Genomic DNA, 13886 nt, shown 5'->3' with positions numbered 1-13886 from the left:
CGTAACGCGCTGCCGCTATAAGCCGCGCGCTCTGCCGCGTTGTGCAGTGAAGCATTAACGAGTCCTCGAGGGGGCTACCCCATGACAGTCGACGTCGCAGCTACGCCCGCGGAAGCGCCGGCGACCAACGGGCATGGCAACGCCCATTCCACGGCGAGCTTCGCGGCGCTGACACTGGGAAGCATCGGTGTCGTCTATGGCGACATCGGCACCAGCCCGCTGTACGCGTTGCGTGAAGCGGTCTTGGCTGCGAGCAGCAGCGGCGAGCCTGCGCCTCACGCCGTGATGGGGGTGATCTCGCTCATCCTGTGGGCTCTCATCGTCGTCGTGACCCTCAAATACGTCGTGATCCTGCTGCGCGCCGACAACCACGGCGAGGGCGGCACCCTGGCGCTGATGGCGCTCGCCCAGCGCGGAGTCGCGCGCGGCGCCAGCATCATCGTGCTGCTCGGCATCATCTCGGGCGCGCTGTTCTATGGCGATGCGGTGATCACGCCGGCTCTGTCCGTGCTGTCGGCGATCGAGGGCATCAAGCTGGTCACGGCGGCGTTCGAGCCCTACGTCGTGCCGTTGACCGTCGTGATTCTGGTCGCGCTGTTCGCTGTCCAGGCGCGCGGAACGGCCAAGGTTGCTGCGTTCTTCGGCCCGATCATGCTGATCTGGTTCCTGGTGATCGGCATCGCGGCGCTGCCGCCGATCCTGCGCCATCCCGAGGTGCTGTGGGCGATCAACCCGCTGAATGCCGTGACCTTCATGCTGCATCACGGCATCATCGGCTTCATCACGCTCGGCGCGGTGTTTCTGGCCGTCACCGGCGCGGAGGCGCTGTATGCCGACCTCGGCCATTTCGGCAAGCGGCCGATCCAAACCGCCTGGCTGTTCATCGTGCTGCCGTCGCTGGCGCTGAACTATCTGGGGCAGGGCGCGCTGGTGATCGCCGACGCGAAGGCGATCGAGAACCCCTTCTTCCTGATGTTTCCGGACTGGGCGCTGATCCCGATGGTCGCGCTCGCCACCATGGCGACCGTCATCGCGAGCCAGGCCGTCATTACCGGTGCCTATTCGCTGACGCGTCAGGCGATTCAGCTCGGCCTGCTGCCACGCTTCGAGATCCGCCACACCTCCGAGGCGCATTCGGGCCAGATCTACATTCCGCGCATCAACAAGCTGCTGCTGATCTCGGTCATGCTGCTGGTGCTGATGTTCAAGTCATCGAGCGCGCTCGCCTCGGCCTACGGCATCTCGGTCACCGGCACCATGGTCGTCACCGCCATGATGGGCTTCGTCGTGATCTGGAAGGTCTGGCGATGGTCGCCGATTGCGGCGGCCGCCCTGATCGCGCCGTTCCTGTTCCTGGATCTGACCTTCCTGGCGGCGAACCTCCTGAAGGTGTTCGAAGGCGGCTGGGTGCCGCTGGCGCTGGGCGGCTTCGTGATGACGCTGATGTACACGTGGCGGCGCGGCAGCCGGCTCTTGTTCGACAAGTCGCGCAAGCTCGAATTCCCGCTCGCCGATCTCGTGACCATGCTTGAGAAGCGTCCGCCACAACGGGTGGCCGGCACGGCCGTGTTCCTGACCAGCGATCCCTTGAGCGCGCCGACCGCGCTGATGCACAGCCTCAAGCACTACAAGGTGCTGCACGAAAAGAACGTCATCCTGACGATCGAGACCGCGCCGACGCCGCGCATCGAGCCGTCCGAACGGGTTCGCCTCGAGCAGATCAGTCCGACGTTTTCCAAGGTGACGTTGCGCTTCGGCTTCATGGAATCGCCCAACGTGCCGCGGGCACTTGCGATCGCGCGCAAGCTCGGCTGGCAGTTCGACATCATGTCGACCTCGTTCTTCCTGTCGCGACGTGCGCTGAAGCCGGCTGCGCATTCAGGCATGCCGCGCTGGCAGGATCACCTGTTCATCTCGATGAGCCGCTCCGCCAACGACGCGACCGACTATTTTCAGATCCCGAGCGGACGGGTGGTGGAGGTCGGCACCCAGGTTACGATCTGAGCTCGAGACCCGTCTCCTCAGCGTGCCGAAGCGCTTGATTTTCGGTGCGTCTGGGGTGAGTTTGGCGACCGGATTGGGGCCGATATGGCCCTGCTGAAGGCTTGGAGGATGGGCGTGGCTGTTGTGCACGATTTGACCCCGCAGGACGTGGCCCAGGGGATCGCGGAAGGGCGAATTCTTCTGGTTGACGTGCGCGAGCCGAATGAAGTTTCTGCGGAAGCCTATCCCGACGGCGTCGTCGTTCCGCTGTCGGGCTTCGACCCGAAGCTGATCCCGGATCCGCAAGGCAAGGACGTCGTGTTCGCCTGCCGCTCCGGCAAGCGCTCGGTCACGGCCTCGCTGGCCGCGCAGGCCGCCGGTCTGCCCTACGACAAGCATCTCCAGGGCGGTATGCTCGGCTGGAAGGCGGCTGGCCTGCCGACCAGGACTGGCGGCTGACAGGCGATCATGATCTCGCAGAACAAGGTCTTTGCCGACCTGCCCGTCACCATTTTCGAGCAGATGTCGCAGCTCGCGCGCGACAACGACGCGATCAATCTGGGGCAGGGCTTTCCCGACGATCCGGGTCCGGAGGATATCCGCCGTGCCGCGGCCGACGCGGTCCTCAACGGCTACAACCAGTATCCGTCGATGATGGGCCTGCCGGAGCTGCGCCAGGCCATTGCCGCGCACTACAAGCACTGGCACAAGCTCGATCTCGATCCGATGAGCGAGGTCATGGTCACCTCCGGCGGCACCGAGGCGCTGACGTCGGCGATCCTGTCGGTGGTGGAGCCGGGCGACGAGGTGATCTGCTTCCAGCCGGTCTATGATTCATACTTGCCGATCATCCGCCAGGCCGGCGGCATTCCGCGCCTCGTCCGTCTGGAGCCGCCGCACTGGCGGCTGTCGGAGGAGATGCTGCGGCAGGCGTTCTCGCCAAAGACCAAGGCGGTGCTGTTCAACAACCCGCTCAACCCGGCCGCGGTGGTCTACCCGCGCGAGGATCTCGAGCTGCTGGCGCGCTTCTGCCAGGAGTTCGACGCGGTCGCGATCTGCGACGAGGTCTGGGAGCACGTCGTGTTCGACGGCCGCGCGCACATCCCGCTGATCACCATTCCCGGCATGCGCGACCGCACCATCAAGGTCGGCTCGGCCGGCAAGATCTTCTCGCTGACGGGCTGGAAGATCGGCTTCGTCTGCGCCGCGCCGCATCTGCTGCGCGTCGCCGCCAAGGTGCATCAATTCCTGACCTTCACGACGGCACCGAATCTGCAGGTCGCGGTCGCCTACGGCCTCGGCAAGTCGGACGACTACTTCATCAACATGCGCAGCGAGCTCGCGCGCAGCCGCGACCGGCTCACGGCCGGTCTCGAGAGCCTGGGCTTTCCCGTGCTGAAGGCGCAGGGGACCTACTTCCTGACCGTCGACCTTTCGCCGCTCGGCCTCAACGAGACCGACGAGCAGTTCTGCCGCCGCATCGTCAACGACTACAAGGTGGCCGCCATCCCGGTGTCGGCGTTCTACGAGACGGATGCCGTGACGTCGGTGGTGCGGTTCTGCTTCGCCAAGAAGGACGCAACCCTGGATACGGCGCTGGAGCGCCTCTCGGACGCCATCCACCGGCGCTAGGAGAGACGAGTGATGACGCGCGGCTGCATGGGTTCGGCTCTGGCGCTGGCTGTCGCGGCGCTGACGCTCACGGGGGCGGCCGGTCGCGCAGAGGAGCGCGTCGTCAACTTCTACAACTGGTCGAACTACATGGCGCCCGGTGTCCTTGACGACTTCACCAAGGAGACCGGCATCAAGGTGGTCTACGACACATTCGACGCCAACGAGACCCTGGAGACGCGGCTGCTCGCCGGCAAATCCGGCTACGACGTCGTGGTGCCGACCGCGTACTTCCTGCAGCGCCAGATCAAGGCCAAGATCTTCCAGCCGCTCGACAAGTCGAAGCTGCCCAATCTCGTCAATGCGTGGCCCGTCGTGACCGAGCGTCTGGCCACCTACGACCCCGGCAATCAGTTCGCCGCCAACTACATGTGGGGCACGACCGGGATCGGCTACAACGTCAAGGCGGTCGAGAAGATCCTGGGGCCCGGCGCGCGGATCGACAGCTGGGACATGGTGTTCAAGCCGGAGAACCTCGCCAAGTTCAAGGACTGCGGCGTCCACATGCTGGATTCCGCCGACGACATCTTTCCGGCGGCGCTGAACTATCTTGGCCTCGACCCGAACTCGACCAGGCAGGCCGATCTGGAGAAGGCGGCCGAGGTGGTCGGCAAGGTCGCACCATCCGTGCGCAAGTTTCATTCGTCGGAATACTTAAGCGCGCTCGCCACCGGCGAGATCTGCCTCGTCGTCGGCTGGTCCGGCGATATCATGCAGGCGCGCAGCCGCGCGGAAGAAGCAAAGAACGGCGTCGAGATCGGCTACGCAATCCCGAAAGAGGGCGCGCAGATGTTCTTCGACAATTTTGCGATTCCCACTGACGCTCCGCACGTGGCCGAAGCCTATGCGCTGATCAATTATCTCTACCGGCCCGAGGTCGCGGCCAAGAACTCCGACTTCCTGTCCTATGCCAACGGCAACCTGGCGAGCCAGAAGCTGATCGATCCAAAAATCTTTGGCGACAAGAACATCTATCCGGATGAGACGACGCTGAAGAAGCTGTTCGTCATCACCGCCCGCGAGCCCGCGACGCAGCGCGTCATCAACCGGCTCTGGACGAAGGTGAAGACCGGGCGGTAGCCTGCGCTGCTGCCGGCATTGCGAACGCTGCGAAGCAATCCAGGGCTGAGAAGAAGATCTGGATTGCTTCGTCGCGTTGCTCCTCGCAATGACTCCGCGGGATTACCCCAGCCGATGCATCGCGCAGAGCTTGTTGCCGTCGAGGTCGCGCAGATATGCCAGATAGAGTTTGCCGGCGGAGCCTTCACGAACGCCGGGCGGATTTTCGCAGCTGGTGCCGCCGGCTTCGAGCCCGGCTGCATGCCAGGCGTCTGCCTGCTCAGGTGAGTTGCAGGCAAAGCCGATCGTGCCGCCATTGGCGTGCGTGGCCGGCTCACCGTTGATCGGCTTCGACACCCCGAAAATGCCGGTCGGCGTGATGTAGAAGATGCGGTGGCCGTCGACCCGTGCCGGCCTCACGCCGAGCGTTCCCAGCAGCTTGTCGTAGAAGGCCTTGGCCTTGTCGAGGTCGTTGGTGCCGATCATCACATGCGAAAACATTCGCGCTTGTCCTCCCTGCAGCTTCCGAACAGCCGTCGGATACGCGACCAAGGTAGCGAGCGTCGATGGATGAGGTAAGCGTTTTCTTTGAACGGCCCGTCAGCGGTAAGTGGTGCTGCAGCGCTGCTTCCCCGCAGCGGAGTTTGTCCGGGCGCGGGCTACCGCCAGCGCCGATGCAGCCAGAGCCATTGCTCGGGATATTCGCGGACCCAGCTCTCGACGACGTCGGTGATCGCCTGTGTCGTGCCCTGGATGTCGATCTGACCATCGGCCGTCCGGACCGGCTTCACCTCCTCCGAGACTTCGGCGCGGAAGCGGTTGCCGGGAAGGCGGATGATGCGGACGCCGTGCACGGGGCATTCGACCTGGCGTAACAGACGGGCCAGCATCGGATTGGCGCGGGTCTTGCGGCCGAAGAAGGTGACCTCGACGCCACCGGTCAGGTACTGATCGACCAGCATGGCAACGTGCTGGCCGTTCTTCAGCGCCTGTGCCAGCCGCAGCGGCGCGTCGCGGCCGGCCGGGACCAGTGTGCCCATCTTGACCTGCCGTATCTCCTGGATGATGCGGTCGGCGGCGGCGATGTTGGGCCGGCGATAGAGGATCGCCGTATCGAGCTTATGGGCGACCGCCGCCAGCGCCGGCATCTCCCAATTGGCGAGGTGGCTGGCAAAGATCAGCGCCGGCTTGCCGTCGAGACGGAGCTGATGAAACAGCTCATGGGTGCGCGGCGACAGCTCGATCCGGCTGCGCTCCGGATGAGCCTCGTCGTAATCCCAGATCTTGTCGAGATGGGCGAACTCGGCGCCGACGCGGCCGAGATTGTCCCACACGCCGGCGAGGATTTTCTCGATCTCCTCGGGCGATTTCTCCGGAAAGGCCGCCGTGAGATTGTCGCGGCCGATGCGCTGCTCGCGCAGCCGCGGACCGATCCACTGCGCGAGGCGCGCGAAGCGGTCGGCCGTCTTCTGCGGATCGAAATAGCGCGTGGTCCTGAGCATGCCGACCGTCAGCGCGCCGACGGCGGACGCCCCGGCCGACTTCACGGCTCGGCGGATCACGAGCTTGGTCCGGAGGGGCAGGAGACTCATCGATGTGACAGGCGGATCAGGCCGGTTCGCGCGTCAGGATCAGCGAGGCGTTCTGGCCGCCGAAGCCGAACGAATTCGACATCACGGTGGTGACGCGCGCATCGCGGGCCTTGTTGCCGACGACGTCGAACAGGATCGCGGGATCCGGAATGTCGTAGTTGATGGTCGGCGGAATACGCTGATGCTCGAGCGTCTGCAGCGAGAAGATCGCCTCGACCGCGCCGGCCGCCGAGATGGTGTGGCCGACCATCGACTTGTTCGACGACACCGGGATCTTGCCGGTGTGCTCGCCGAACACGGCGGAGACGCCGACATATTCCATCTTGTCGTTCTCGGGCGTGGCGGTGCCGTGGGCATTGATATGGTCGATCTGCTCCGGCGCCATGCCGGCATCGGCGAGCGCCTTGCGGATGCAGCCGATGATCGGCTTGCCGTCCGGCGAGGAGCGGGTGCGGTGGAAGGAGTCGGTCAGCTCGCCGCAGCCGGCGACGACACCGAGGATCTTGGCGCCGCGCGCCACGGCCGCGTCGTAGCTTTCCAGCACCAGCGCTCCGGCGCCCTCGGCCATCACGAAACCATCGCGGTTCTTGGAGAACGGCTTGGAGGCGGCCTGCGGCGGGTCGTTCTGGGTCGACAGCGCCGACAGCAGCGAGAAGCGCACGAGCCCTTCCGGATTGACCGAGCCTTCGGTGGCGGCGCATAGCGCGACGTCAGTCTCACCGCGCCGGATGGCTTCGACGCCGAGCTGGATCGCGGTCGCGCCGGAGGCGCAGGCAGTCGACAGCGAGATCGGCGAGCCCTTGGTGCCGAAGGTGTCGGACAGCGAATCGGCGACGGAGCCGAACAGGAAGCGGTGGTGATAGTTGACGAACTTGCCGCCGCCGCAGACCTTCAGCAGGTCGTCATAGGTGAACTGAGTGCCGCCAACCTCATGCGCGAGCTCCAGGCGCTGCGGCCACTCGATCTCGACGGGCGCCACGGCGAGAAACAGCGGGCCCGGGAAGTCGCCCTTGCTGCCGATTCCAGCCTGCGCGATGGCTTCCTCGACGGCCATGTGGCCGAGCCGCTCGGACAGGCCCGTCGACGTGAACGGCGCCACGGGGACGAAATCGACCGTGCCGGCCATGGTCGTCTTCAAGCCGTCGATCGGAAAGCGCGTGATGGTGCGGATGCCGGACTCGCCGGCCACGAGCTTGTTCCAATTATCGGACTTGCCGGCCCCAAGGGAGGTGACGATGCCCATCCCGGTCACGACCACGATGGGGCGTCCAAACTTGTCGCGTACACTCATGATGTCCCCCGTCGCGTCTTCTTAAGGCCGTACCGTGTTCACTTGACTGCTTCGACCAAGGCCATGCCTTCGCCGCGGTAGTGGCCGGCGCCGACCACCACGATCTGGGTCGGAGCCTCCTTCATCTCTGCCTCCACACCCGAGGCGTCGCCCGGTGCGAACAGGGCGCCGCGCGAGATCGAAAGTGCGGCAAGCGCCAGACCAAGCGCGAAATGCGCTTCCATCGTGTGGCCGAAGCGGGTCCCGCTCGAGCGCACCGCGAACGCCTTGTGATGGTCGAGGAAGGCGCGCTCCTCCGAGGTCACCGGCTCCGCACCGGTCGCGCCCGTGATGATGGCGCCGGGGGCCTCGTGGACGTCGAGCGCCGACCATAGACGGTCTAGCGTTCCGGTCACCGCGCCTGCCTCCTTGCGGCGGGCGCGGTCGGCGACGACCTTGCTGAGCCGCGCCAGCGGCTTGGCGCCGCGGGCTTCGGCATGCGGCTTGGATTCCAGCACCAGGAACGCGCCGGCCGATCCGAGCGCGAAGCCCGGATGGTCCTTGCGGGACCAGACCGGCTTGAATTCGTTCTTCAGATTGTAGTCGCCGAACTCGTACAGCACGAGCAGATCCTTGCGCTCGCCATTGTGCGAGCCGCCGACCAGCGCGATGTCGCTCTGGCGGCCGGCGATGCGGGCCAAGGCGATCTTGAACGCGTCGACGCCCGCAACCTCCTCGCCCATGAAGGTGCGCGAGGTGCCGCAGACGCCGTGCGAGATCGCGATGTTGCCGGCGAGCAGGTTGGACAACTGCGCCAGGAACAGGGTCGGGCGCAGGTCGCTCATCAGCCGGTCGTTCAGGAAGCCAGGCGTGCAATTGCCCTGGGCCTCCGCGTTGAGGATCGCTGTGTCGACGGAGATGTCGCGCTCGCCGCCGCCCGCGGCCACGATCATGTCCATCCGGGACAGGATGTCCTTGTTGCCCTTGAGGCCGGCGGAATCCAGCGCAAGCCCGGCGGCATAGGTGCCGATGCGCTGCCACGCCTCCATCTGGCGCTGCTCCTTCTTCGGGATCTGCGCTTCCAGATTCACCTTGGCCCAGGGATGCACGATGTAGGGTGCAAAACCCTGCTCGTCGACGTTGATCTGGCCGGCGTTGAGGGCCTCCCAGTTCGCATCGAGTCCCTCGCCGAGCGAGGTCGCAAGGCCGATACCGGTGATCCAGACTTCGACGGGCTCGGAGGTCACGGCTGTCGTCTCACTCATCGCTGTAGGACCTGTTGCGGAAAGCCGACGCGCTCGGCGACGGCGTCCATGTGTCCGCGCAGCTCCGGATTGGGGAAGGGGACGTGGCTGAAGGTGATCGTCGCGTTCGAGCGTAGCTTGCCGCCGACCTTCACGCGCGCTTCGGTCATGGCATAGCCGGAGCCCTCGTGCAGCACGTTGGCCTCGACGGTCAGCACCTCACCCGGCGACACGAAGCCGCGCATCTTGGCCTCCTTGACCGCGGCGAGGAACGGCATCCGCTCGAACTTCATGAGCGCGAGCAGCAGCCAGCCCGATGTCTGCGCCATCGATTCGATCAGGAGAACGCCGGGCATGATCGGATAGCCCGGGAAATGTCCTTCGAAGATCGTGCTTTCGGTGGGGACCTTGGCTTCGACGGTGATGGCCTTCTCGTCCAGCCGAAGATCGAGAATGCGGTCGATGAGCAGGAAGTATTCGATCTGCATGGCAGGCGCTCACGCGCCCTTGGCGGCGACCAGCTCGTCGATGCGGGCGCACAGGTTCTTCAGCACGAAATACTGCTCGGTGCTGGCTTTGCCGTCGTTGACTTCCTGCGTCCACTTCTCGAGTGGCAGCTTGATCCCGAAGGCCTTGTCGATCGCAAACGCGATGTCGAGGAAATCGAGGCTGTCGATGCCCAGATCGTCGATGGCGTGGCTATCCGGCGTGATCGTGTCGCGCGGGATGTCGCAGGTTTCAGCGATGATCGTGGCGACCTGATCGAATGTTGAGGACATCACTAAGCCTTTGATATTTTGGAGCTAATCCGGTAGGTGGCGACGGGAGGACACCGCGCCCCCGGGGGCGTCTGATGCGAGCCCTTTTACCCCCGTCGCCCGGGGAGTCGTGTGCCCGTATATCGGAGCGACGCGGTGAGTTCAATGGAGCCGGACACGGCGGTTGTGGCGGGATTGTGATGCCCCGCCGGCCGCGGCAGCCGCGTCCAGCAGGGGATCAGGGCGTGTAGGTCTCGGTGATGATGCGGGCGCAGTCGCGCCGTCCGGTCAGCAGGCAGTCCTGGGTCTTGCGCAGGTCGGCAATGCTCATCGCCAGCCAGATGCCGATCGCGGTCAACGCGACCGTGAAGGCGATGGCGGCGATGTTGGCCAGGATGCGGTGACGGAAGTCATCGGGCTCCTCACGCGGCTGCTCATACCGGGAGAGATCGAGTGTCGGCTGCTCGCGCCGGTGCAGCTGAATCGGCGGACTGCCGCCCTCGGCCGCGCGCCGCACCGGACTGCTGCGCGGCCGGAACGGCACCACGCGATGCTCTTCCTCCGCTGCAATGGGGCGCTGGGACTTCATGCCTCGACTCCGATGGTCCTTTTTAGCACGCGGGCCCAACCTCTCACAAAGAAACTTTGCCATAATTGAGCTGCATCAGCAAAACATCTCCCTCCTCGGATGCATCCAGTCGGCGCCTGCTCCGCGGGTGATTGGAACCTGCCGCGGTCGGTCCGAACGGCGTCGCAGCTCGGGGAAGATGCGCTGGAACGGCTCGGCAGGCGTGGCATAATGCTGATCATCCCCCTGGAAGCCCAGCCATGGCCAATACCCGCGAGCCGCTGCTTCATCCCGTGCCGATCCTGTCGCTGCGCCCGACCCAGATGACCGTCGGCATGCGCGAGGTGAAGGAGAAGCGCGAGCGCTGGCGCGAGCACAAGTCGAAGAAGAAGCAGGCCGAGCTGCTCGGCAAGCACATGATCCCGGTGGTGCTCGGTCCCGACGAGCGGCACTACGTCGTCGACCACCATCACCTCGCCCGCGCGCTCCATGATGAGGGCGTCAAGGATGTGCTGGTCACGGTGATCGGCGACCTCTCGATGGTCGATCGGGAGGCGTTCTGGGGCGTGATGGACAACAAGCGCTGGGTCTATCCTTACGACGCCAAGGGCGTGCGGCGGCATTTCAAGGACCTGCCGAAGACCGTCGCGAATCTGAAGGACGATCCGTTCCGCAGCCTGGCCGGTGAGCTGCGCCGCGCCGGCGGCTTTGCCAAGGACACGACGCCGTTCAGCGAGTTCCTATGGGCCGACTTCCTGCGCCGCAAGGTCAAGCGCAAGACGGTCGAGACCCATTTCGCCGCCGCCATGGAGCACGCGCTGGCGGCCGCAAAGAGCCACGACGCGGTCTATCTGCCCGGCTGGTGCGGGCCGGCGTCGGACGACTGATCGTCTCACTTGGTCTTCGGCAGCCGCCCCATCAGGTAGAACTCGTCGTTGGGCCGCATGCCTGTGACATTCGCCATCCGGTTCGACAGCGCGAAGAATGCCGCGATTGCGGCGATGTCCCAGATGTCGTCGTCGCTGAAACCGTGGCCGGCCAGCGCCTTGAAATCGGCGTCCCCGACGGTCTGCGCCTCGAGCGCCACCTTCATCGCGAAATCGAGCATCGCCCGCTGCCGCGGCGTGATGTCGGCCTTGCGGTAGTTGATCGCGATCTGGTCGGCGATCAGGGGACTCTTGGCGCGGATGCGCAGGATCGCGCCATGCGCGATGACGCAATACTGGCACTGGTTGGCGCTCGAGGTCGCCACCACGATCATCTCGCGCTCGGCCTTGGTCAGCCCGCCGTCCTTCTCAATCAGCGCGTCGTGATACGCAAAGAACGCGCGGAACTCGTCCGGCCGGTGCGCGAGTGTCAGGAACACGTTGGGCACGAAGCCGCTCTTCTCCTGCACGCCGAGCAGCCGGGTGCGGATGTCGTCCGGCAAGGCGTCGATTGCGGGAACGGGAAAGCGGCTGATGGGAGCTTGCGTCATGGCAACGGGTCCGGCGTGCGTGGCAGGGGGCGAACCTTAGTCGATCGCCGCGCAGGCGCAACGGTCCAGCTCAGCCCACCACCTTGCTTTTGGCGACGTGCCCGCAACGCCTCCTCGGGGCGTCGTCGACCGGGATTTGAGAGCGGCGGCCGCCGTGTTTAGCGCAGCGGCTTCTTCAACAGGGAGAAGCGGTCCGGATCGAGGCCCATCGAGGGCTGCAGCATTGGCGCGTCCAGCGATGCGGACATACTTCCTCGATCCCCGAGGTTGCCGGCGCCGCCGTCGCCGCTCGAGGCGTCCCGGCTCGAGGTCGCTCCGCGCCAGCGCTCCAGCACGGCACTGACGAAATGCATGTCGTGTCCGGCATTCACCGAGCGGACGGTGGCGATCGTCGCCTCGCTGCGCGGCAATTGATGCAGCGGCACCTCCTTGAAGCGCAGCCGGGTCGGCAGCGCGACGCCTTCGCCGAACGCCAGCACCTCGCGGGTGCCGAGCGAGGGGACGAAGGAGAGCAGGTTGGCGGCGGCGTCCGACACCGCCGAGCGCAGCAGCGACTGGTCGCGCTCGTTGGCGAGGCGCATCGTGAACAGCGTGTTGCACTGGGAGATGATGGTGGCGTCGAGCTCGGCCGGCCGCTGGGTGATCAGGCCGAGATAGACGCCGTATTTGCGGCCTTCCTTGGCAATGCGCGAGATCGCCTTGCGGGTCGGGCCGAAGCCGATCGAGCGGTCGGCGGAGGCGTAGCGGTGGGCCTCCTCGCAGACGAACAGCAGCGGCGAGACGCCGTCGCTCCACAGCCCGAAATCGAACGCCATGCGGCACACCACCGACACGACGGAATCGACAACCTCGGCCGGGAAGCCGGCGAGCTGCATCACCGTCATCGGCCGGCCGTTGGCGGGCAGGCGGAACAGGTGGCTGATGACCTCGGCCATGGTGTCGCCGCCGACATTGGCGTTGTCGAACATGAAGGCGTAGCGCGGGTCGTTGCGTACGGTCTCGATGCGCGAGATCAGCTTGTGATAGATGATGCGCGAGGAGCGGTTCTCGAGCTTGCCCATCCGCTCGTCGATCAGGTTGATCAGGTCGACGAGGCGGTAGGGCACCGGCGTATCGACGGTGTAGCCGACCATCTTGGGGTCGACGCGCTTGAGCCCGATGCGGTCCGTGTTCTGGTACTGGGTGTAGATGCCCTTCGCCAGCGGGATCACTTCGGCCAGGATGTCGAGCTCTTCCGGCACGCCGGGCCGGCCGCCGAACAGGACGTCGACGATCTCCTCGAAATTGAACAGCCAGAACGGCAGCTTCAGGTTGCGCGGGTTCAGCACCAGCGCCTTTTCACCAAAGCAGCGGCCGTATTCGTTGTGGACGTCGAGCAGGAAGATGCGCAGGTTCGGCCGCGCCTTCAGGATCTCGTTGAGCAGCAGCGACACGCCGGTCGATTTGCCCACGCCGGTCGATCCAAGCACCGCGAAATGCTTCGACAGCATTTCCTCGACATTGACACAGGCGCGCACGGAGGTGTCCTGCTGCAGCGCGCCGATGTCGATGTGGTCGCCGGCGGTCGGCGTGTAGATCGTGCGCAGCTCCTCGCTCGTGATCATGTCGACGGCGTCGCCGATGGTCGGGTAGTGGGTGACGCCGCGTTGGAACTTGGGCCGTTCGGCCGGCCCGAGAATCTCGCCGAGCAGGTCTACCGACGCCGTCGCGACGTATTCGCTGGCATGCGAGAGGTCCTCGCTGGTCACCTCGGTGATGATCGCAATGATCGTGGCGCTCGGGCAGCGAATGCTGATGAAACGGCCGACTGTCGCGCGGATATCGGAGACGTTCATCTGCTGTTTCGACAGAATGCCGACGCGGGCCTGGGAGCCCCGCACCGAGATCACGCGTCCGAAGGATGTCACGGTCATGAAACCTGTGGTGAATTGTTGAGCTGACACCTTCTCTGCTGGGACTGGAAAATTTGTTAAGCGGGCAATGTTTGTGAACGCGCCGGCGCCCGGTCCGGCCGTCGGAGGGTCGCGCGGAGCGTTGCGATCGCGCCTCCTCAATGGGGCCTAACACTTTGGAGTGTAAGGATTTCTGCATCCTTCCCTAAAGCGTTGCGCGAGCCGTTCGGGTTAACGTCCGGTTCACCATCTCCAAGGCTCTTCCTTCAGGGCTCTTCGGCGCTGGACGCCCCGACCCTGAAAGCAACCTGGATGGGTTGCCGCACCGATCCGAAAGCCGTCCGGCCGCTCAGCGATTTGATCGCAATCAAT

The 13886-nt window shown here is 65.2% G+C and carries 14 protein-coding genes; 5 read left to right on the top strand and 9 right to left on the bottom strand.

The window, feature by feature from the left end:
- Nucleotides 1–81 precede the first annotated feature (81 nt).
- The 4 genes from QX128_RS15255 (at nt 82) to QX128_RS15240 (ending at nt 4734) form a co-directional block, all read left to right on the top strand.
- Nucleotides 82–2004 (top strand): potassium transporter Kup, encoded by a 1923-nt coding sequence (locus QX128_RS15255; protein ID WP_316216235.1) that lies wholly within the window; start codon nt 82–84, stop codon nt 2002–2004.
- Between the two features lie 108 nt (nt 2005–2112).
- Nucleotides 2113–2442, top strand: a complete 330-nt coding sequence (locus tag QX128_RS15250; protein WP_315714496.1) for a rhodanese-like domain-containing protein — start codon at nt 2113–2115, stop codon at nt 2440–2442.
- A 9-nt stretch (nt 2443–2451) separates the two neighbouring features.
- Nucleotides 2452–3615 carry an aminotransferase gene (locus tag QX128_RS15245; RefSeq protein WP_315803102.1) on the top strand — a complete coding sequence of 388 codons (1164 nt, stop codon included), beginning with the start codon at nt 2452–2454 and terminating at the stop codon, nt 3613–3615.
- 12 nt (nt 3616–3627) lie between these two features.
- Nucleotides 3628–4734, top strand: coding sequence for a polyamine ABC transporter substrate-binding protein (locus QX128_RS15240; protein WP_315803103.1), 1107 nt, complete (start codon nt 3628–3630; stop codon nt 4732–4734).
- A 102-nt stretch (nt 4735–4836) separates the two neighbouring features.
- Here the strand turns inward: QX128_RS15240 and QX128_RS15235 are convergent, their stop codons facing one another.
- The 7 genes from QX128_RS15235 to QX128_RS15205 form a co-directional block, all read right to left on the bottom strand.
- On the bottom strand, nt 4837–5214 hold the full coding sequence (locus QX128_RS15235; protein WP_315803104.1) for a VOC family protein: 378 nt from the start codon (nt 5212–5214) through the stop codon (nt 4837–4839).
- 158 nt (nt 5215–5372) lie between these two features.
- Nucleotides 5373–6305, bottom strand: a complete 933-nt coding sequence (locus QX128_RS15230; RefSeq protein ID WP_315803105.1) for a lipid A biosynthesis lauroyl acyltransferase — start codon at nt 6303–6305, stop codon at nt 5373–5375.
- A gap of 16 nt (nt 6306–6321) precedes the next feature.
- On the bottom strand, nt 6322–7596 hold the full coding sequence (locus QX128_RS15225; protein WP_409997940.1) for a beta-ketoacyl-ACP synthase: 1275 nt from the start codon (nt 7594–7596) through the stop codon (nt 6322–6324).
- Between the two features lie 38 nt (nt 7597–7634).
- Nucleotides 7635–8840: a beta-ketoacyl-ACP synthase gene (locus QX128_RS15220; protein ID WP_315803106.1), complete on the bottom strand. Its 1206-nt coding sequence runs from the start codon at nt 8838–8840 to the stop codon at nt 7635–7637.
- Entirely contained in the window at nt 8837–9307 is a 471-nt protein-coding gene (locus tag QX128_RS15215; RefSeq protein WP_315803107.1) for a 3-hydroxyacyl-ACP dehydratase FabZ family protein, read from the bottom strand. Before QX128_RS15215 ends, QX128_RS15220 begins: the two co-directional genes overlap by 4 nt.
- 9 nt (nt 9308–9316) lie before the next feature.
- Complete coding sequence (locus QX128_RS15210; protein WP_006609130.1) at nt 9317–9598, bottom strand: acyl carrier protein; 282 nt, start codon at nt 9596–9598, stop codon at nt 9317–9319.
- Between the two features lie 217 nt (nt 9599–9815).
- Nucleotides 9816–10166: a hypothetical protein gene (locus QX128_RS15205; protein WP_315803108.1), complete on the bottom strand. Its 351-nt coding sequence runs from the start codon at nt 10164–10166 to the stop codon at nt 9816–9818.
- Between the two features lie 239 nt (nt 10167–10405).
- Between QX128_RS15205 and QX128_RS15200 the strand changes: the two genes are divergently transcribed.
- On the top strand, nt 10406–11032 hold the full coding sequence (locus tag QX128_RS15200; protein ID WP_315803109.1) for a ParB-like protein: 627 nt from the start codon (nt 10406–10408) through the stop codon (nt 11030–11032).
- Nucleotides 11033–11037: 5 nt separating this feature from the next.
- Here QX128_RS15200 and QX128_RS15195 read toward each other — a convergent pair whose 3' ends face one another.
- Nucleotides 11038–11622 (bottom strand): peroxidase-related enzyme, encoded by a 585-nt coding sequence (locus QX128_RS15195; protein WP_316237843.1) that lies wholly within the window; start codon nt 11620–11622, stop codon nt 11038–11040.
- A gap of 158 nt (nt 11623–11780) precedes the next feature.
- The gene (locus QX128_RS15190) at nt 11781–13535 is read right to left on the bottom strand and encodes an ATP-binding protein (protein WP_315803111.1); all 1755 of its coding nucleotides are present in this window, start codon (nt 13533–13535) and stop codon (nt 11781–11783) included.
- Nucleotides 13536–13886: the final 351 nt, after the last annotated feature.

It is taken from the genome of Bradyrhizobium sp. SZCCHNR1015 (assembly GCF_032489875.1).
In the GTDB taxonomy this organism is placed as follows: Bacteria; Pseudomonadota; Alphaproteobacteria; order Rhizobiales; family Xanthobacteraceae; genus Bradyrhizobium.
This window is presented reverse-complemented; position numbering and strand designations above follow the sequence as displayed.

Bases quoted from the DNA above. Each gene is read 5' to 3' on its own strand.
- QX128_RS15205 (WP_315803108.1), bottom strand. From the start codon at position 10,166: ATGAAGTCCCAGCGCCCCATTGCAGCGGAGGAAGAGCATCGCGTGGTG.
- QX128_RS15225 (WP_409997940.1), bottom strand. From the start codon at position 7,596: ATGAGTGTACGCGACAAGTTTGGACGCCCCATCGTGGTCGTGACCGGG.
- QX128_RS15230 (WP_315803105.1), bottom strand. From the start codon at position 6,305: ATGAGTCTCCTGCCCCTCCGGACCAAGCTCGTGATCCGCCGAGCCGTG.
- QX128_RS15255 (WP_316216235.1), top strand. From the start codon at position 82: ATGACAGTCGACGTCGCAGCTACGCCCGCGGAAGCGCCGGCGACCAAC.
- QX128_RS15245 (WP_315803102.1), top strand. From the start codon at position 2,452: ATGATCTCGCAGAACAAGGTCTTTGCCGACCTGCCCGTCACCATTTTC.
- QX128_RS15195 (WP_316237843.1), bottom strand. From the start codon at position 11,622: ATGACGCAAGCTCCCATCAGCCGCTTTCCCGTTCCCGCAATCGACGCC.
- QX128_RS15210 (WP_006609130.1), bottom strand. From the start codon at position 9,598: ATGTCCTCAACATTCGATCAGGTCGCCACGATCATCGCTGAAACCTGC.
- QX128_RS15235 (WP_315803104.1), bottom strand. From the start codon at position 5,214: ATGTTTTCGCATGTGATGATCGGCACCAACGACCTCGACAAGGCCAAG.
- QX128_RS15240 (WP_315803103.1), top strand. From the start codon at position 3,628: ATGACGCGCGGCTGCATGGGTTCGGCTCTGGCGCTGGCTGTCGCGGCG.
- QX128_RS15190 (WP_315803111.1), bottom strand. From the start codon at position 13,535: ATGACCGTGACATCCTTCGGACGCGTGATCTCGGTGCGGGGCTCCCAG.
- QX128_RS15215 (WP_315803107.1), bottom strand. From the start codon at position 9,307: ATGCAGATCGAATACTTCCTGCTCATCGACCGCATTCTCGATCTTCGG.
- QX128_RS15250 (WP_315714496.1), top strand. From the start codon at position 2,113: ATGGGCGTGGCTGTTGTGCACGATTTGACCCCGCAGGACGTGGCCCAG.
- QX128_RS15220 (WP_315803106.1), bottom strand. From the start codon at position 8,840: ATGAGTGAGACGACAGCCGTGACCTCCGAGCCCGTCGAAGTCTGGATC.
- QX128_RS15200 (WP_315803109.1), top strand. From the start codon at position 10,406: ATGGCCAATACCCGCGAGCCGCTGCTTCATCCCGTGCCGATCCTGTCG.